The sequence below is a fragment of the Saccharopolyspora indica genome (assembly GCF_027853965.1).
In the GTDB taxonomy this organism is placed as follows: domain Bacteria; phylum Actinomycetota; class Actinomycetes; order Mycobacteriales; family Pseudonocardiaceae; genus Saccharopolyspora; species Saccharopolyspora indica.
This window is the reverse complement of sequence record NZ_JAQGLB010000001.1, coordinates 311,547-329,879: the sequence shown is the minus strand read 5'-3', so window position 1 is coordinate 329,879 and position 18,333 is coordinate 311,547. Positions and strand designations below refer to the sequence as shown.

Below are 18,333 nucleotides of genomic sequence, written 5' to 3'. Positions count from 1 at the left end.
AAGAACGGGCTCCCGCAGTCCAGGCGGCCTCTGAGGTTCCGCCACCCGCACCGCCACGCACAACAAGCCTGGAAACTCACTTGTCGTGGTCGTCGTCGAAGTCCGCGACGCCGCGCTTCCAGTAGCCGGTGACGTCGTAATCCCGCTTGTCCAGCCCGAGTTCGCCCTTGACCCAGCGGCGCAGCGGCTTGAGCACACCGGCCTCACCGGCCAGCCACACGTACACCCGCTCGTCGGCGGGCACCGCGACCGAGCGGACGGCGTGCTCCAGCGCATCGGAGGAACCCGGCGGCCGCTCGCCGCGGTGCAGCCACCGCACCTCGACGTCCTCGGGCGCCGACAGCTCGATCTCCTCCCCCGGGCCGGAAACCTCGATGAACGCCCAGCCCTTCGCCGTGCGCGGCAGCTCCTCCAGCCGGCGCGCGATCGCGGGCAGCGCCGTGATGTCTCCGGCCAGCAGGTAGCGGTCGTAGGTGTCCGGCACGATCAGCCCGCCGGGCGGGCCCGCGATGTGCATGACCTCGCCGGGAGCGGCGGTGCGCGCCCACTCCGATGCCAGGCCGCCGGGGTGCAGCACGAAGTCGATGTCGATCTCGCCCGCCACCGGGTCGTAGCGGCGCACCGTGTACTCCCGCGACGTCGGCGACGGCTTGGGCCAGCGCAGCAGCAGCCCGTTCTGCTCGGGCAGCCGCAGTCGCCCGTCGGGATCCGGGAACATGAGCTTGACGTGCTCGCACGGGGAGTGCGCTTCGAAGCCCGCCGCTCCCGGGCCACCGAAGGTGACCCGGATGAGCCCGGCGCTGATCATCTCGGTGCGGACCACCTCGGTCCGGCGGATCCGGATCGGGTAGCCCACCTTCTCCGCGTGCTCGCCCGCCCGGACGGCCTCGATCCGCTCCAGGTGCTGCACCCGCTCCGCTTCGGCATCCGCGCGCGTCACGCCGCCCCCTCCCCCATCGCCACCCGCAGGCTCTTCGGCCGCAGGTCGGTCCAGTTCGCCCGCACGTGCTCCAGGCACGCTTCGCGGCCATCCGGCCCGAACACCGGCCGCCAGCCCGCCGGGACCTCGGCGAACTCGGGCCAGAGCGAGTGCTGCTCCTCGTCGTTGACGAGCACCAGGAAGGTGCCATCAGGATCGTCGAACGGGTTCATGCTCACCTCTTTCGGTCAGTGCTTGTCGCGGCTCACCGGTTGCGCCTGCGGCGCGCGGCTTCGGCGAGGACTTCCAGGCATTCCGCGGTCGTCGGCCAGTCCAGGCAGCCGTCGGTCACGCTCACGCCGTAGCGCAGCGGTTTCGCCGCGATGTCCTGGCTCCCGGAGCCCAGGAACGACTCGACCATGACCCCGCGCAGACCGCGGTTGCCCGCCGCGACCTGGGTCGCCAGGTCCTCGATCACACCCGGCTGCCGCCGGTGGTCCTTGCCGCTGTTGCCGTGCGAGGCGTCCACCACCACGCCGGTTCCCAGGCCTGCGGCGTGCAGCTGCTCGAGCGTCGCGCCGACGGATCCGGCGTCGTAGTTGGGCCGCGCGCCACCGCGGAGCACGACGTGGCAGGACGAATTGCCCGCGCCGACCACCGCGGCGGGCGCTCCGTTGCTCGCCACGCCGGGGAAGGTGTGGGCCGCTCGCGCGGCGCGCACCGCGGCGATCGCGACCTCGACGTCCCCGGTCACGGCGTTCTTCATGCCGATCGGCATCGGCAGCGCCGACGCGAGCTGGCGATGCGGCTGGGACGCCACCGTGCGCGCGCCCAACGCGCCCCACGACACCAGGTCGAGCACGTAAGGAGCCAGGAGCGGGTCCACGAACTCGTAGGCCAGCGGAAGCCCGGAAGCCGCCGCGCGGACCAGGAACTCACGCCCGATCGCCAACCCCGCGGCCAGGTCGCTCCCGCCGTCCAGGTGCGGATCGTGCAGCAGCCCCTTCCAGCCGACCGACGTCCGCGGCTTCTCCAGGTACGCGCGCATGACGACCAGCAGGTCCCGGTCGTGCGCGGCGGCAGCGTCAGCCAGCTCGTGCGCGTAGTGCAGCGCGGCGTCCGGGTCGTGCACCGAGCACGGCCCGACGACCACGAGCAGCCGGTCGTCCGCGCCCTCGACGACCTGCCGCACGGCCCGGCGGTGCGCGGCCACCCTGGCGCGCAGGTGCTCATCACCCGGGAACCGCTCGGCCAGCTCGGCGGGCACGGGCAGCGGCCCGAGCACCCGCGCCGAGCCGTCCGGCCACGCCAGCGCCGACGGTTCGGCCGCGACAGCGGGCAGTTCGAGGGGTAACGCGGATCCAGCCATGCCGGCGAGCTCCTCCTCCGTCGTGAGCACTCCCGCGACCGGCACCACACCCCCGGCCGCTTGGGTTAGCCTAACCTAAGCACACCGGCGATCGAGCCCGAGTGATCGAACGAACAAAGCGGACCGGGCGAGGAGTTGTCCACTGTGGATGTCGCGCAGCGGGCTGTGCAGGCGAAGGTTCAGTGCCCGTGAGTACTTTGGGGTGCTATAACCCCACAAAACACTCACGGGCACTGAACTGGTGGAGACGCAGCCGCCGCGTCCCGGCCACGCCGTCCACCGCCTGGCGCGTCACCGCAGCGGGCACACCACCGGGCCTTTGTCAGCGCCGGCGCCGATGATCAGCACTTGGCCGCCTTCGGGGGCGGCCGTGCACGCGATCTGGTCGACGGCGAGATCGGACAGTTCGCCGGCAGGCGCTGACGCGGTGACCACCGTGCGTCCGGAGACGTCCGCGGTCACCGAGAACGGGGCGGCTCCGGCCGGTACTTCGCTGGTGAGCCCGCGTTCGCGTTCCTCCTGCGTCGGGCCTTGGGCCAGCAGCGCCAGCGCTTCGGTGCGCGACATCGGTCCTGCCGGGCGGACGATCATCGCGAGCCGCCCGTCCGAGACCAGGTACAGGGACGTGCGGGCCGACGGGGCCACCGCCCCGCTCGGCGGGGAGGAACCGTAGATGATCCCGCTCGGCTGCACCCCGCAGCCCGCCAGCGCCGCCAGCGTGCTGGCGACGAGCATCGTCCGCAGCGTTCTCGTCATTCGCCGCCTCCGTCCCTGGCCCGGCGCGGCAGGCGCAGCGTGAACACCGCTCCACCGGCCGGATCGTTGGCCGCGAACAGGTCGCCCCGGCGCTCGCCGTCGCTGTGCAGGGCCGCGTTCTCCCGCGCGATCGCCAGGCCCAGGCCGCTGCCCTCAGAACGCGTGCGAGCCACGTCGGCCTTGTAGAAGCGGGAGAACACGTGCGGCAGGACCTCCGGGTCCAGTCCCGGGCCGCTGTCGCGGACCTCGACGCTGGCCCAGTCCTGGTCCGCGCGCAGCCGGACCGAGACCGGTGCGGCGCCGTGCCGCAGCGCGTTGCCGACCAGGTTCGCCACCACGACGTCCACCCGCCGCGGGTCGACCACCGCGGTGACCTCGGGGAGGTCGGCCTCCACCTGGTCGCTCCAGCCGCGGGTGCGCAGCGTCGCGCGGACCAGCGCGGCGAGGTCCACCTCGTCCAGGGTCAGCGCCGCGGTGCCGGAGTCGAACCTGCTGATCTCGATCAGGTCGTTCACCAGCCGCCCCAGGTTGTGGATCTCCTGGCTGACCAGCCGGGCGGCGGCGCCGAGTTCGTCGGGCAGCCGGTCGGCGTCCTCGTCGAGGATGTCGGTCACCGGCGTCACCGCGGCCAGCGGGGTGCGCAGCTCGTGCGAGACGTCGGCCACGAAGCGCTGCGCCTCGGCCTTCATCTCGCGCAGCTGGGTCACGTGCCGCTCCAGCTCCGCGGCCGTGTCGTTGAAGGTCCGCGCGACCTGGGCCAGCTCGTCGTTGCCGCGCACGGATATCCGGGTCTCCAGGTCGCCGCCGCCCAGCCGCTGCGCCGCATCGCTGAGCTCGCGGACCGGGCGAAGCACTCCACGCGCGGCCAGCAGCGCCAGCACGATCGCCAGTCCCAGCGCGACTCCGCCGAGGATCCACGACCGATTGGCGAGCTGATCGATGCTCTCCTGCTCCGCCATCAGATCGCGCACGGTGTAGACCTGGATCCCGGACGGCCGCACCGAACCATCGGGGTGCACGATCAGCAGCGGCACGCCGGTGACCAGCACCGGCACCCCGTGCGGGCGGATCCGCTGCCAGACGATCCTGCCGCGGTCCACCTCCCACCGCAGATCCGCCGGGATCAGCTCCAGCGGGAAGTCGGCGCGCGAGTGCTCCTCGCCGTAGAACGCGACCACGGAGGTGTTCCGGTCCCGCACCACATCGGCGATCTCGCCGAGCTCGGCCGGTCCCGGTGCCGGATTCCGCAGCGGGTACAGGGCTTCCAACCGGGTCGTGGTGGCGCGCACCGAGGCGTCCTGGGACTGCTGGAGCACCAGGTTGCGCGCCTGCACGTAGCTCACCCCGGCCACCGCCGCCGCGGTCACCACGCTCAGCAGGGCGAAGGCGAGCAGCAGCCGGGTGCGCAGCCCGAACAGCCGGATCACAACGGCCCGAACCGGTACCCGAACCCGCGCACCGTCTGCACGTACACCGGAGCCGCCGAATCGTCCTCGATCTTCGCGCGCAGGCGCTGCACGCACGCGTCCACCAGCCTGGAATCACCGAGATAGCCGTGGTCCCACACCGATTCCAGCAGCTGCTGGCGGCTGTGCACCCGGCCCGGGGTCGCCGACAGCTCCAGCAGCAGGCGCAGCTCGGTCGGCGTCAGGCCGATCCCGGCGCCGCGCTTGGTCACCACCAGGCCCGCCCGGTCGATGGTCAGCTCGCCGTGCTGCTCGGCGGACTCCTGCTCCCGGCCCGCGCGCCGCAGCACCGCGCGGATCCGCGCTTCGAGCACCCTGGCCTGCACCGGCTTCACCACGTAGTCGTCCGCGCCCGCTTCCAGGCCGGCGACCATGTCCACGTCGTCACCGCGCGCGGTGAGCATGATGATCGGCACCAGGCTCTCGGCCTGGATGCGGCGGCACACCTCGAAGCCGTCGATGCCGGGCAGCATCAGGTCCAGCACCACGACGTCCGGCCGGTCGGCGCGGAGCCGCTCCAGGCCCAGCTCGCCGGTGCCGACCGCGTCCACCCGGTGCCCCTGCCTGGTCAGCGCGAGTTCGAGGCCCTGCCGCACCGCCGGGTCGTCCTCGATCAGCAGCACTTTGGGCACGCCGTTCAGTATCACACCGGCCTCCGAAGCTCTCCCGTCGGCCACGCGCCTGCGCACCGACACCGTTGCGGGGACGGCCTGCACGACGCCTGGCGGTGCGTGGAAAGCTGCCACTCGTGCGCGCAACCGAGATCTCCGGCCAAGCCGTCCAGCGGCATCTGAGCGTGCTCGCCGTCGCCGTGGCAGCGGGACTCGCCCTGGGCGCGCTGACCGCCTTCGGGCAGCAGTGGTTGCCGGAATCGCTCGCCCCGCTGGCCAATTCCTCGAGTTCCTGGGCGCTGACGGCCTTCCTGGTGGCGCTGCTCGCGCCTCGCGGTGGAGTGGCCGCCGCGTCCGGTTCCTTCGTGCTGGTGTGCATGCTGATCGGGTACGTCGTCGCCAACCAGCTCCGCGGATATCCGTCCTCGTCGGGTTTGCTGATCTTCTGGGGCGCAGCGGCGGTCGTGGCCGGCCCGTTGCTCGGGCTCTGCGCGCACCGGCTGCGGCACCGGCGAGGAACGCAGGCGGCGCTGGGTGGCGGTGGAGTCAGCGGAGTGCTGATCGGCGAAGGCGCCTACGGACTGATCTACATCGCCGACACCACCTCGCCGTCCTACTGGTGGGGCCAGATCGTGGTCGGGCTCGTCCTGCTGGTGGCGGTATCCGCGTGGCGTCTGCGCTCGTGGCGCACGACCGCGCTGGGCGCGCTCACCACCGCGGTCGTGGCAGTGGCGTTCGTCCTCCTGTACAGCCGCGGCGGAACGCTCATGTCCCTGCTGTGATCGGGTGAACTCGTCCGATTCCCGCACCGGCCTCCGCTGCGCTCCCGTCGCCCAGGCGGCAACGCAGCCGATGGCCGCTGCCAGCAGCACTGCCCCCGCCACATCGCTGAGCCGGTGCCAGCCCGCGATCACCGTCGCCGCTCCGACCGCGGCCACACCCGCCGCGCCGGGCACGGCGAACCACCACCGCACCCGGGGTGGGAGCACGAGCAGGAACGCGACCAGCAGCCCGGCCGCGGCGGTCACGTGGCCGCTGGGGAAGCTGTTGTGCGTCGTCGAACCGGCGATGTCGAGGTCGGGGCGGGGCAGCACGAGCTTGAACAGCCTGGCGGTCGCGATCGCCGCTGCGAACGCGACCGCACCGGCGATCCCGGCCCGCCACCGGCCGCCGAGCGCACCTATGACGAGCACGGCGACGAGCAGTCCGGCCAGCACCATCGGGTCCCCGGTGACGGCGAGCAGCTCCACCGCCCGGGAGTAGGCAGTGCTCCCCCGATCGGTCCTTTCGAGGAGCTGCTGGTCGAGCAGCTGGCCGGAGGGTGTCCACACGAACAGCGCGCAGATCGCTCCGAGGCCGATGACGCAGGTCGAGGCCATCAGCGGCAGTGCCGCCCGGAGCGGGCGCGGCGAATCCAGTACCACCAGGTCAGCATCGTCCGGGGATGTCCGCGCCCGGTGCTCGGAATGTCATGGTTCTGTCACAAACGCGCGGACGCCCTATCCTCGGCGCTGGAGGTGTGAGGGCGCCTGGTGGCCCCCGCGGTCTTCAAAACCGACGTGGCCGAGCACCTCGGCCAGGCGGGTTCGATTCCCGTCCACCTCCGCCACCCGCATAGGCTGGCGCGATGCGGATGCGGGTACCGAGGTGACCGGCTGGTCCGGCCTGGCGCCGGCGTTCACTTGGCGCAAGTCGCAGCGGCACCTGCTGGAGCTGTGCTCGCACGTCACCGACCGGCGGTGGCACCTGTGCGCGCCGCCGGGTTCCGGCAAGACGCTCATCGGTCTCGAGCTGGCCCGCCGGCTCGGCGAGCGCACCCTCGTGCTCTCGCCCACCACCGCCATCCGCAACCAGTGGCGCAGTTCCACCGCGCTGTTCGGCGCCGATCCGGACACCTTCGCCAGCACCGACCTCGACGGCCCCGCGCAGCTGCACTCGGTGACCTACCAGCTGCTGGGCAATCCCGGTGCGGCCGAGCAGGACCTGCGCGCAGCCGCCCGCAGGCTCTGGAGCACCGAGGTCGCCGCGGAGCTCGGAGCGGAGGCAGCGGCGGAGCGGATCAGCACGGTCGAACGGGACGATCCGGCGCGCGCCAAGCGCGAGCTCAACCGGCACGTGCGCGCGCTGCGCCGGTCGTTGAGCACCGGCGAGCACGCCGGGCTCGGCCCGGAGCAGCTGCTCGGCGCGGGGCCTGCCGCGCTCATCGACCGGATCGCCGGGCTGGGCATCGGCTGCCTGGTCCTCGACGAGTGCCACCACCTGCTCGACTGGTGGGCGCTGGTGGTGAACGCGCTGGTCGAGCGGCTGGACCCGGTGGCGGTCATCGGCCTGACCGCGACGCTGCCCGATCCCGACACCGCCCGCGAGAAGCTGAACTACGCGGGTCTGCTCGGCCCGGTGGACGCCGAGCTGCACCTGGCGGCGATGGTCGCGGAGGGTGGTGTCGCGCCGTGGCGCGACGGGGTGCGCGTCGCCGAGCTGGAACCCTCGGAAGCCGCGTTCCTCGACACCTGGTCCGATTCGTTCGCCGCCGAGCTCGACGCGGTGCTGCTGGCGGATCCGTTCATCACCTGGGCGGTCGCGCACATCGAGTCCGCGGCCGCCGATGCGCGGGACCGCGTGACCGCCGCGTGGGACCACTTCTGGGATCGCGATCCGCTGCTCGCCGCAGCGGTGGCCCGGTGGTGGTCCGCCCGGGGCATGGCGTTGCCCGCCGGGTTCGACCCACCGGCGGAGGCCGACGTCGCAGCACCGCTGTCGCTGGACGACCGGCTGCTGCTCGCCGATGCCTGGCTGCACGCACCCGACGGCGGAGTTCCTCCTGCCGCACGCGAGGAGCTCACGCGGATCCTGCGCAGGCACGGCGTCGCCGTCACCGCTGCGGGCATCCGCTGGACCCGGTCGACCGCGGACATCGTGTGCTCCCGCTCCTCGGCGAAGGGCCGCGCCGCCGGTGAGGTCCTCGCCCGCGAGGCCGCCGTTCGCGGCGACCGGATGCGGGCGCTGGTCGCGGTGGAACGCGATCGGGCCACGAGCCCGCCCGCCGCGCTCCGCGCTTCCCTGGGCACCGACGCGGGAACCGCCGCACGGGTGCTCGCCGCGGTGTGCGAAGCGGGAGAAGTGGTGCAGCGCGGCGTCATCTGCGTGACCGGGCGCGGCGCGTGGTGCGACGCGCTCGGCGCCGACCGGATCCAGCGCGCGATCAACCTGTCCACAACGGACGGCCGGTGGGTCGATTCGCGCGGCTGCGACATCCCCGCCGCCGTCGAGCTCGTCGGGCGCGGTGCGGCGTGGGAACCGGCGCACTGGCTTCGGGCCGCGCGGGCAGCGCTCGAAGACGGCGCAGCGCACACGCTGGTCGCGACCCGCGGCCTGGTGGGCGAAGGCTGGAACTACCCGGGCCTCAACGTGCTGGTCGATCTCACCGAGGTCGCCAGCCCCACCGCGACCACGCAGCTGCGCGGACGGGCGCTGCGGATCGATCCGGACGCACCGGAGGAGGTGGCGTCGCTGTGGGACGTGGTCATCGCGCACCCGACGGCGCACGGCGATTGGAGCAGGTTCCGCCGTCGCCACGCCCGCTGGTGGGGGCCGGACGGCAACGGCGGCATCGTGACAGGTGCCCGCAAGGTCCACCCGCGCGCTGCTGACGCGGCTCCGCCGCCCGCCCACCAGCACGCCGTCATCAACGACGAGAGCGCGGCGCTGGTCGCCGATCGCGCCGGAACCCTGCGCGACTGGGCGACCGTGGCAGCGGACGGCATCGCGACCAGCGAGTTGCGGTTCGCGCCGCGGCGCGGGCGACGGGCGGTGCGGGTCCGGCGCCGGGGCTGGCGGCGCACCGGTGCGGGCACGGCTGCGCTGGGCAGCGCGGCGACAGCGGCTGCTTCGGTGGCCGCACAACTGCCGACCGCCGTCGCGCTGGCGGGCGCCGTCGGAGCGGCAGCTGGGCTGCTGACCGTCTTCGCACGCGGGAGAACCCGTTCCCAGCAGCAGACCGTCGGTCTGCTCGGTGACGCGGTGGCCGCCGGGCTCACCGCCTCGGGGCGGTCGGAACTGCGGAGCGCTGTCGTCACCACCACGGCCACGGTCGACGGCGTGACCGCGGTGATCAGCGGTGTCGACGACGACGCCGCGCGACTGTGGGCCGATGCCTTCGAGGAGGCGATGGGCCCGCTGGGCACTCCGCGATGGCTGATCGCCACCGGACACCGGGCGTGGCGGGTGCCGCGCCCTGCGAGCACGACGAAGGCGCTGGCCACCGCGTTCGCCACCGCCTTCGGCCGCTACGTGCCCGGGGCCCGCCTGATCCGGGCGGGCACTCCCGAGGCCACCGAGCTCGCCCTCCGCGCGGCGCGCGAACGGCCGCACGAGATCGTCCGCACCCTGCGCTGGCGCAACCCGCGCTGACTCACGGGGTGATGACGTAGGCGATGCCACCGGAACCGCTGGCCACCTCGCCGTTGGCGTCGTGGCGCTTGGTGCGCAGCCAGACGTTCTCGAACTGCCTGCGCGGGTAGACGTTGCGCACCGCCGGATCGTCGGCGGACGCCGGGTCGTTGACGACGACGTCGCCGTCCGCGGTGAAGCCGACGACGACCAGGAGGTGGCCTTCGGTGTCGTAACCCGCGCCGTCGAGCTCGTCGGCGCGGAACGACTGCGAGGTGATCAGCGGGATCCCGCGGCGGATGTAGTCCTCGGCCTCTGTCAGCGAGCGCAGGCGGGTGACGTGCGCTTTCAAGCCGTAGGTGGCGGCGTAGGCGACGTTGAACGACCAGTTCCCGGTTCCCTCGTAGGCGTGGTCGAAGGTCTGCCGGGCGGCGTGGTCGACGGCCGGGTCGGGGTGGTCCGGGCCGATCCAGGCGAGGTCCTGCTCGGACGGGTGCTCGCCCCAGTACTCCACGACCATTTCGGTGGCGGCCGGGCTGCACCACGCCTCACCGCCCCCGCCGTACTCCGGGAAATGTCCTTTGTGGATGTTCTGCGAGTACCGCGGCACCGCGAGCTCGACGCCGCGCGCGCCCGGTTCCGATGCCGGGACTTCGAACCGGTCGGGAACCGCCGAGGTCATCGCGCCCACCATCGACACCGAAGGCGAGGCCGAGGTGCCGACGGCGCGGTGCAGGGTGACGCGCAACTGGTACCCGGCCAGGGTCTCGCCCGGGTTCGCGGTGAAGGTGTCCACGTTGACCGTCCCGTGCGCGTCGGACTGGCCGCCGACGCTGGTCCGGTGGATGTCGGCGTCTCCCGACGCCCACCGGCCCATGACGTACCAGCCGGTGTCGGCGCCGCCCGCGGTGCGCCCCCGCATCTCCACCTGCACCCAGGTGCCCGGCGGTGTCGAGGCGTTCCACGAGGTCACCAGCTGGGTGGCGGCGAACCCGGTCCGGTGCGGCGGCGAGGTCCACCTGGCGTAGTCGTAGTCCCTGCTCCCACCCTCCGGCGACGGGTGCTGGACGGTGCCGACCGGGTTGCCGATCCGGATGCCGTCGCCGACGACGTCGGCCCCCTCGGCCGTGCCCGAGCGGAAGGCGGGCCCGGAACTCCACTCGTGGTAGCCGACCTGCTCGGCGGGCGGCCCGCAACCGACCGCGGCCAGCGCCAACGCCACCACGACAGCCATCAGCACGATCGTCCTGCGCATGCCGGCACCCCGTTCGCATCCCGAAGACCCCAGGTTCGCACGCCTCGCCCGCGACGGCGGGACCAACGCCCTTTCGGCCCAGCGGCGCTGCGCCCCCTGCCGCATCCGGCGCTGCCGGTGAACGCTGCCCGGCCGGTCAGCCGTGTTCCACCGAAGCGCACCGTGCGCATCCGGACACCACCGCGGAGGACCACGTGACAACACGGCAGACGCGGCGCCGCATCGCCGCCACCACCCTGGCCATCGGCCTGAGCATCGCCGCCATCACCATCCCGCCCGCCGCCGCGGACATCCCGCCGCCGGAGGAGGGCTGGGCGCTGACCTTCGGCGACGACTTCACCGGCGCCGCGGGCGCCCCGCCCTCCCAGGACTGGATCGTCGACACCGGCACCTCCTACCCGGGCGGCCCGGCCAACTGGGGCACCGGCGAGATCCAGACCTACACCGGCGACCCGGCCAACCTCGCCCAGGACGGCAGCGGGAACCTGCGGATCACCCCGCTTCGCGACGACGCGGGCGGCTGGACCTCGGCGCGGATCGAGACGCAGCGCGCCGACTTCAAGGCGGCCGAAGGTGGTGCGGTCCGCATCGAGGCGCGCCTGCAGGTCCCCAACACCAGCGGCGAGGCCGCGCTCGGGTACTGGCCGGCGTTCTGGGCGCTGGGCTCGCCGTACCGCGGGAACTACTGGAACTGGCCCGGGATCGGCGAGTTCGACGTGATGGAGAACGTCAACGGCAAGAACGAGACGCACGGCGTCCTGCACTGCGACGTCAGCCCCGGCGGCTCCTGCAACGAGACCGAGGGCATCGCGGGCAGCAGCCCCTGCCCCGGCGAGACCTGCCAGGGCGGCTTCCACACCTACCGCTTCGAGTGGGACCGCAGCGGTGAGGTCGAGGAGCTGCGCTGGTACGTCGACGGCCAGCAGTTCCACTCGGTCAGCGAGTCGCAGATCAACCCGCAGGCGTGGGCGAACATGACCTCCCACGAGGGCTTCTTCCTGCTGCTCAACGTGGCGATGGGCGGAGCCTTCCCGGACAAGGACGCCGGTTTCGCCACCCCGACCGAAACCACCGAACCCGGCCACCCGATGCTCGTCGACTACGTCGCGGTCTACAACCGCTGACCAAAGCCCCGCGGCCCGGGACCGCCGTTCCCGGGCCACGGAGCCACATCCGGCGGCGAACCGCTCCGCCCCAACGCGGCCCGCGAAACCGCCCGATGAGTACCGCGAGACCCTTGACCACTCCCCGCCTTCGCGTAGCGTGAAGCTAGAACGCGTTCTACCTGGAGGCGTCGTTGAACAATTCGCCATCAGCCCCGCCCAACCGCACCTCAGGGGACCGTGACGCAACCCAGCCACAAGAAACCCCCACAACGCGAGATGAACCCGAGAACGCAACCACCACTGAACATCGCGGAGAGGCGGGACAGTGGTCGGAGTTCTGCCGGGCGTTGGAGGAGGCCGGGCAGGTGGTGCTGCGCGACAGCGCCCCGGACACCCCGCTGGACCGCGCGGAGGGCTTGCGCTACCTGGCCCGCCTCACCCGCGAGATGCTCTACACCTGCGTCGACAACGCCGACCCGGACTTCCCCCGGCTGCACGAGCTGGACCTGGTCAAGATCGGCGCGGACAACCCGGACAACGTGTACCTGTCGGCCAGCATCCGCGGTGACCGCAGCTACCGGATCACCGGGCGGCGCGGCAGCATCGCGTACTTCAGCATCGGGTCCAAGGCCAACCGGTACGCCAAGGACGGCACCATGGCCTCCACCGGCGAGCTGACCGACGCCGACCTGGTCGTCGAACCGGACGGCACCGTCGAGATCATCGCCAGCGCGACCGAGCAGGGCCGCAACTGGCTCCCGCTCGCGCCCGACTCCACCGGCCTGGTGGTGCGCCAGACCTACCTGGACCGCACCACCGAAACACCCGGCCAGTGGCACGTCGAGCGGATCGGCGCGCCTGCCGGGCCACCGCCGCTGACACCGGAGTTCATGGCCGGTGCGCTGCGCCGGGCGGCGCTGGCGGCGCACGGCACCGCGGCGACCTTCGCCGGCTGGACCGAGCTGTTCATGACCCGGCCCAACGAGCTGCCGGACTTCGGCCAGGACATGTTCCAGCGGGCCGGCGGCGACCCGGAGATCCACTACCTGCACGGCTACTGGGCGCTGCGGCCGGACGAGGCCTGGGTGATCGAGGTGGCGGTGCCGGACTGCCCCTACTGGAACTTCCAGCTGAACAACTGGTGGATGGAGTCGCTGGACCACCGCCGCCGGATCTCGGTCAACAAGCACACCGCGACCGTGCGCGACGGGCAGCTGACGATCGTCGTCGCGGCCCGCGATCCTGGCGTCGGCAACTGGATCGACACCTGCGAGCACCGCAGCGGAACCGCTCTGCTGCGCTGGCTCGGGGCCGATGAGCACCCGGTCCCGCGATGCCGGGTGGTGGACCTGGACTCGCTGGCCGCCGGAGGCATCCCGCCGAGCACCGGGGCGGACCGATGACCGCACCGCTGCACGTCGACGACCTGCTGGCCGCCGCGCAGAGCAAGGCGGGGCACTCCGAGTTCGGCGACGACTGGTTCCTCGAACCGCTCGCAGTGCTGGTGGGCGCGCTCAACGACGAAGCGCGGCTGTCCGGGCTCGGTGCGGAGCTGACCCGCCGCAGGCTCACCGCGCTGCTGGTGGACCGGCTGCGGCTGCGCGCCCTGCAACGCGAGCACCCGGAGATCCTCGACGTCGAACCGGTGGTGGCCGGGGTGATCTGCGGCCTGCCGCGCACCGGTTCGACACTGCTGCACCGGCTGCTGGCCACGTCGCCGAAGCTGACCGCCACGCTGTCCTGGGAGACCTCCTACCCGGTCCCGTTCCCCGGCGAAGGCCCGGACGCGCCCGAGCGCAAGCGCCGCGCGCAGCAGCGGATGCAGGCCTTCCTCGACCTGTCACCGGACTTCGGCGACATCCACACCGTGCAGTGGGACGGCCCGGAGGAGGAGGTGATCCTGGTCGACCGGTCGTTCACCTCGATGAGCTTCGACTCGTTCTACTGGGTGCCCGGCTACGGCGACTGGCTGCGCGCCGCCGACCAGCGCGACGCCTACGCCGAGCTGCGCCAGTGGCTTCAGGTGCTGCAGTGGCAGGACCCGGGGCGGGCGGGCAAGCGGTGGATCCTGAAGTCGCCGCACCACCTGACCGCTGTGGACACCGTGCTGGACACCTTCCCCGGCTGCCGGATCGTCATGACGCACCGCTCGCCGCTGCGCGCGGTGCCCTCCTACGCCTCGATGGTGCGCACGATGTCCGCGCAGTACAGCGACGCGGCCGATCCCGTTGCGATCGGCCGGTACTGGAGCGAGCGGTTCGCCACCAGCCTGCGGGAGTTCGGCGCGGTGCGCGCGAAGCGCCCGGAGCGATTCGTCGACGTCCGGTTCGACACGATGCTGACCGAGCCGGTCACCGGCGCACGCCGAGTGCTGGACGAGCTGGGCCTGCCCGCCGACGACACCGACACCGCCGCGTTCGAGTCCTATGTGGAGCGCGACCGCCGGGAGCGGCACGCGGTCCACTCCTACACCGCCGAGGACTTCGGGCTCTCGCCCGAGCAGCTGACCCGCGATTTCGCGTTCTACCAGGAAGGATCCGCATGATGCTGGACGGCGAAGTGGTGGTCATCTCCGGCGTCGGCCCGGGGCTGGGCGCCCGGCTGGCGGCGGGCGCCGCGGCCGAAGGCGCGAAGGTCGTGCTGGCGGCCAGGTCGACGGACGTGGTCGACCGGGAGGTGCAGAAGATCACCGACCTCGGCGGCGAAGCGCTCGGCGTCTCCTGCGACGTCCGCGAACCCGAGGAGGTGGACGCGCTGGTGGCGGCCGCCGTCGACCGGTTCGGCACGATCACCGGGCTGGTCAACTCGGCCTACGGCCACCCCGGCTTCACCGACCTGCTCGACACCCCGGAGAAGGCCGTCCGCCGCACCATGGACATCATCCTGTTCGGCGCCCTGAACATGACCCGGGCCGTGGTCCCGCAGATGACGGCGGCGGGCCGCGGATCGGTGGTCAACATCGGCACCATGGCCACCCGCAAGCCGACGCGCGGCGACGGCGGCTACGCGGTGGCCAAAGCGGCGATGACGGCGGCGACCCGCTCGCTCGCCCTGGAGCTCGGCGAGCACGGCATCCGGGTCAACCAAGCGGTCATGGGCTGGCTGGACGGCCCCGGCGTGCGCCTCCACCTGAAGATGGCCGCCGAGCAACGGGGAATCTCCGAGCAGGAGGTCTACGACGAGATCGCCGCGCGCAACCCGCTCGGCCGCATCCCGGCCGACGAGGACTGCACGGGCCCGGTGCTGTTCCTGCTGTCCCGCCACGCCTCCGAGATCACGGGAGCCACGCTCGACGTCAACGGCGGCGAGTACATGCCGACATGACCAGCCCAACCCAGCGCAGCCCAGCCCAACCCAACGCAGCCCAACCCAGCGCAGCGCAGCGCCAACCCCCTACCCAACCGCACCTCAGGGGACCGTGATGCAACCCGGCCACAAGAAACCGCACAACGCAAGGTCAACCCCAAAACGCAACCACCACTGTGAATCGCGGGGAGGCGGAACTGCGCTGCGCGTCGAGGAGCTGCTGGCCTCCGCACGGGACGAGGTGGGGCTGTCCGAGTTCGGCGACGACTGGTTCCTCGAACCGCTCCGGGTGCTGGTCGCCGCGTTGAACGGCGAGGCGCGGCTGTCCGGGACCGGTCTTGAGATGACCCGGCGCAAGCTCACCGCGCTGCTGGTGGACCGGCTGCGGCTGCGGGCCCTGCAACGCGAACACCCGGAGGTCCTCGACGTTCAGCCGGTGGTGGCCGGGGTGATCTGCGGCCTGCCGCGCACCGGCTCCACGCTGCTGCACCGGCTGCTGGCGTCGTCGCCGAAGCTGACCGCCATGCGCTTCTGGGAAGCCTCCTACCCGCTCCCGCTGCCCGGCGAAGAGCCGGGCGGGCCCGAGCGCAAGCGCCTCGCACGACAACGCATCGAGGCGTTCCTGGAGTTCGCACCGGACTTCGGGAACATCCACACCCTCCAGTGGGACGCCCCGGAGGAGGAAGTGATCCTGGTCGACCGGTCCTTCGCCTCGATGAGCTTCGACTCGATCTACTGGGCGCCCGGCTACGGCGACTGGTTGAGCGCCGCAGACCAGCGCAACGCCTACGCCGAGCTGCGCCAGTGGTTGCAAGTGCTGCAATGGCAGGATCCGGCACGGGCGGGAAGGCCGTGGATCCTGAAATCGCCGCACCACCTCGCCGCGCTGGACACCGTGCTGGACACCTTCCCCGGCTGCCGGATCGTCATGACGCACCGCTCGCCGCTGCGCGCGGTGCCCTCCTACGCCTCGATGGCGCACGCGATGTCCACGCGCTACAGCGACGCGGTCGACCCGGCCGCGATCGGCCGGTACTGGAGCGAGCGGTTCGCCACCAGCCTGCGCGCGTTCGGCGCAGTGCGCGCGAAGCGCCCGGAGCGATTCGTCGACGTCCGGTTCGACACCATGCTGACCGAACCGGTCACCGGCGCACGCCGAGTGCTGGAGGCCCTGGGCCTGCCCGCCGACGACACCGACGTCACCGCATTCGAGTCCTACGTGGAGCGCGACCGCCGGGAACGGCACGCGGTCCACTCCTACACCGCCGAGGACTTCGGGCTCTCCCCGGAGCAGCTGGCGCGGGACTTCGCGTTCTACCAGGAAGGATCCGCATGATGTTCGAGGGCGAAGCGCTCGGCGCCACCTGCGACGTCCGCGAACCCGACGACGTGGCCGGGCGGTCGACCGGTTCGGCACGATCTCCGCACGTCACCGGAGGGGAGCACAGGCCGGTATGAGCAGCCCGGCGCCGACCCGCTCGATCGAGTCGATCACCGTCGAGATCGGTGCGCCCGCCCGGTTCGTGTGGGACGTGCTCGTCGACTTTCCCGGCTACGACCGGTGGAATCCGTACACGGTGCACGTGGAGACCTCGCTGGAGGTCGGCTCGCCGATCGACCTCACCCTGCCGAACGCGGACGGCACGGCGGGCACGTTCGTCAGCCGCGAGCACATCCGCGTCGTCGCCCCGCCGCACCACCTGCGCTACGACACCGGTGAGGAGATCCCCGGCATCTTCGCGGTCCGCGACCAGTGGATCGAGCCGCTCGGCGAGAACCGCTGCAGCTACCGCACCACCGACGCGTTCAGGCGCGAGCACGCCGAGGCGATGCTGGTGGCGATGGGCCCGTGGATCAAAGCCGGGTTCGACTCCGTCGCCCGCGCGCTGAAGAAGCGGGCCGAAGAGCTCTGGTTGTCGTGAGGTGACGCCGAGGACCGGTCCGCGGTCCTCGGCGTCGAGGCGATTCAGTTCTGCACGACGGCGAACGGCTGGGGCTGGTAGGAGTCGCCGCCGCTGCCGGTGCCGACCAGGCGCCCGTCCGGGAGTTCGGCGCCGTTGCCGAGCGCGCCTTCCCGCGGCCCGTCGACCTGCTGCCACCCGGTTCCGTCGTAGCGCAGCAGCGCCTCCGGGGAGAGGTTCCACAGCGCTCCCCCGGCCTGCACGAGCTCGCCGAGCTCGCTGACCGGCACCGGAAGGTCCTGCCGCGTCCACACCGAGCCGTCCCAGTGCACGAGGACCGGTTGGCTGGCCTCGGGATCGTCGTAGGGCGTCCGGGTCGCCGACAGCCAGACGTCGTCCGGCCGGAAGGCGGCGACGTCGTGCACGGTGAGGTAGTCGGACTGCCCCGTGTCCAGCGGTGGCACCGGAACGTGGCTCCACCGCACGCCGTCCCAGTGCATCGACACCAGCTGCTGCGGCCGCCCGGCGGTCGTGCCCGCCATCCAGAGGTCGTCCGCCGCCGCGCCGCCGATGCTGGTGAAGACCTGCTCATCGGTCTCGGGCGGCAGCGCAACGCCCTGCCAGCCGCCGTCGGCCCAGCGCTGGGCGAAGCTCCGCGAGAGCGGGGCCTCACCGTCGCGGTAGGCGCTGCCGACGACCCACACGTCGGGTCCGGCAGCCGCCACGTCGCGCGGCGAGATGCGCGGCGCGTCCGGCACCACCAGCGGCACCTCGGTCCACGCCTGCCCGTCCCAGTGCAGCGTCGCGCCCCTGCTGAACTTGCTGAACTGGCTGACCACCCAGGCGTTGTCCGGGCCGGTCACCGCGGAGGACGCGACCTGCCCGATGTTCGGCATCGGAACCTCGCTCCACCGCCCGCCGTCGTCCCGCCGGAAGCCCTGCGCGGTGGTGGAAACCGGCGAACCCGGCGGACCGTAGGTGCCGAAGGCCCAGGTCGCCCCGCCCCCGCTGGACACGGTGCTCACGTAGGACGCCATGTCGGGCCTGCCCGGGAACTCCTCACCGGTCCAGCCGCCCTCCGCCAGCGCGGTACCGGCCACTCCGACGACCGCGACCACGGCGACGGCCACCGCCGCTCCGCTCGTTCTCGACATCACTGCCTCTCCGCCGATGATCCCCATTCATCCACAAGACGCCGACGGTACCGATCAGGTTGCCCCGCGCAACCGGCCGAAAACCAGCGGACGTGCGGTGC

General features: G+C 72.4%; 17 protein-coding genes, 1 tRNA gene and 1 pseudogene. 10 read left to right on the top strand and 9 right to left on the bottom strand.

The features are described 5' to 3' along the window. Positions 1 to 76 precede the first annotated feature (76 nt). The 6 genes from OU416_RS01550 to OU416_RS01525 form a co-directional block, all read right to left on the bottom strand. Positions 77 to 940: a siderophore-interacting protein gene (locus tag OU416_RS01550; protein WP_270924956.1), complete on the bottom strand. Its 864-nt coding sequence runs from the start codon at positions 938 to 940 to the stop codon at positions 77 to 79. Continuing rightward, positions 937 to 1,152, bottom strand: a complete 216-nt coding sequence (locus OU416_RS01545; RefSeq protein ID WP_270924955.1) for an MbtH family protein — start codon at positions 1,150 to 1,152, stop codon at positions 937 to 939. The genes OU416_RS01550 and OU416_RS01545 overlap by 4 nt, the downstream gene beginning before the upstream one ends. Positions 1,153 to 1,184: 32 nt before the next feature. Beyond that, positions 1,185 to 2,288 carry a 3-deoxy-7-phosphoheptulonate synthase gene (locus OU416_RS01540; protein ID WP_270924954.1) on the bottom strand — a complete coding sequence of 368 codons (1,104 nt, stop codon included), beginning with the start codon at positions 2,286 to 2,288 and terminating at the stop codon, positions 1,185 to 1,187. A 291-nt stretch (positions 2,289 to 2,579) separates the two neighbouring features. Further along, positions 2,580 to 3,044: a hypothetical protein gene (locus OU416_RS01535; RefSeq protein ID WP_270924953.1), complete on the bottom strand. Its 465-nt coding sequence runs from the start codon at positions 3,042 to 3,044 to the stop codon at positions 2,580 to 2,582. Further along, positions 3,041 to 4,468 (bottom strand): sensor histidine kinase, encoded by a 1,428-nt coding sequence (locus tag OU416_RS01530; protein WP_270925395.1) that lies wholly within the window; start codon positions 4,466 to 4,468, stop codon positions 3,041 to 3,043. The genes OU416_RS01535 and OU416_RS01530 overlap by 4 nt, the downstream gene beginning before the upstream one ends. Beyond that, positions 4,468 to 5,142 (bottom strand): response regulator transcription factor, encoded by a 675-nt coding sequence (locus OU416_RS01525; protein ID WP_270924952.1) that lies wholly within the window; start codon positions 5,140 to 5,142, stop codon positions 4,468 to 4,470. Before OU416_RS01525 ends, OU416_RS01530 begins: the two co-directional genes overlap by 1 nt. Before the next feature lie 116 nt (positions 5,143 to 5,258). Between OU416_RS01525 and OU416_RS01520 the strand changes: the two genes are divergently transcribed. Continuing rightward, entirely contained in the window at positions 5,259 to 5,903 is a 645-nt protein-coding gene (locus OU416_RS01520) for a DUF6518 family protein (protein WP_270924951.1), read from the top strand. Positions 5,904 to 6,002: 99 nt separating this feature from the next. Here OU416_RS01520 and OU416_RS40250 read toward each other — a convergent pair. After that, positions 6,003 to 6,341 (bottom strand): annotated as a pseudogene (locus OU416_RS40250) (phosphatase PAP2 family protein); the annotation flags it as partial. Between the two features lie 293 nt (positions 6,342 to 6,634). Between OU416_RS40250 and OU416_RS01510 the strand changes: the two are divergent. Then, a tRNA-Sec gene (locus tag OU416_RS01510) sits at positions 6,635 to 6,730 on the top strand. 38 nt (positions 6,731 to 6,768) lie between these two features. Continuing rightward, positions 6,769 to 9,531: a DEAD/DEAH box helicase family protein gene (locus tag OU416_RS01505; protein WP_270924949.1), complete on the top strand. Its 2,763-nt coding sequence runs from the start codon at positions 6,769 to 6,771 to the stop codon at positions 9,529 to 9,531. A 1-nt stretch (position 9,532) separates the two neighbouring features. On the opposite strand, the gene OU416_RS01500 is transcribed toward OU416_RS01505, so the two are convergent. Beyond that, a complete protein-coding gene (locus OU416_RS01500; RefSeq protein WP_270924948.1) occupies positions 9,533 to 10,765 on the bottom strand; it encodes a C39 family peptidase in 1,233 nt (410 codons plus the stop codon). 194 nt (positions 10,766 to 10,959) lie between these two features. Between OU416_RS01500 and OU416_RS01495 the strand changes: the two genes are divergently transcribed. From OU416_RS01495 to OU416_RS01465, 7 genes are all read left to right on the top strand, one after another. Beyond that, complete coding sequence (locus OU416_RS01495; RefSeq protein ID WP_270924947.1) at positions 10,960 to 11,889, top strand: glycoside hydrolase family 16 protein; 930 nt, start codon at positions 10,960 to 10,962, stop codon at positions 11,887 to 11,889. A gap of 347 nt (positions 11,890 to 12,236) precedes the next feature. After that, positions 12,237 to 13,274 carry a DUF1214 domain-containing protein gene (locus tag OU416_RS01490; RefSeq protein WP_270924946.1) on the top strand — a complete coding sequence of 346 codons (1,038 nt, stop codon included), beginning with the start codon at positions 12,237 to 12,239 and terminating at the stop codon, positions 13,272 to 13,274. Continuing rightward, positions 13,271 to 14,416 carry a sulfotransferase family protein gene (locus tag OU416_RS01485; protein WP_270924945.1) on the top strand — a complete coding sequence of 382 codons (1,146 nt, stop codon included), beginning with the start codon at positions 13,271 to 13,273 and terminating at the stop codon, positions 14,414 to 14,416. The genes OU416_RS01490 and OU416_RS01485 overlap by 4 nt, the downstream gene beginning before the upstream one ends. Next, on the top strand, positions 14,413 to 15,195 hold the full coding sequence (locus OU416_RS01480) for an SDR family oxidoreductase (protein WP_270924944.1): 783 nt from the start codon (positions 14,413 to 14,415) through the stop codon (positions 15,193 to 15,195). Before OU416_RS01485 ends, OU416_RS01480 begins: the two co-directional genes overlap by 4 nt. Positions 15,196 to 15,418: 223 nt before the next feature. After that, on the top strand, positions 15,419 to 16,513 hold the full coding sequence (locus tag OU416_RS01475) for a sulfotransferase family protein (RefSeq protein ID WP_270924943.1): 1,095 nt from the start codon (positions 15,419 to 15,421) through the stop codon (positions 16,511 to 16,513). Beyond that, positions 16,510 to 16,635: a hypothetical protein gene (locus OU416_RS01470; RefSeq protein ID WP_270924942.1), complete on the top strand. Its 126-nt coding sequence runs from the start codon at positions 16,510 to 16,512 to the stop codon at positions 16,633 to 16,635. Before OU416_RS01475 ends, OU416_RS01470 begins: the two co-directional genes overlap by 4 nt. Then, positions 16,632 to 17,099, top strand: a complete 468-nt coding sequence (locus OU416_RS01465) for an SRPBCC domain-containing protein (protein ID WP_270924941.1) — start codon at positions 16,632 to 16,634, stop codon at positions 17,097 to 17,099. The genes OU416_RS01470 and OU416_RS01465 overlap by 4 nt, the downstream gene beginning before the upstream one ends. Positions 17,100 to 17,143: 44 nt before the next feature. Here the strand turns inward: OU416_RS01465 and OU416_RS01460 are convergent, their stop codons facing one another. Then, the gene (locus tag OU416_RS01460; RefSeq protein WP_270924940.1) at positions 17,144 to 18,232 is read right to left on the bottom strand and encodes a hypothetical protein; all 1,089 of its coding nucleotides are present in this window, start codon (positions 18,230 to 18,232) and stop codon (positions 17,144 to 17,146) included. Positions 18,233 to 18,333 lie beyond the last annotated feature (101 nt).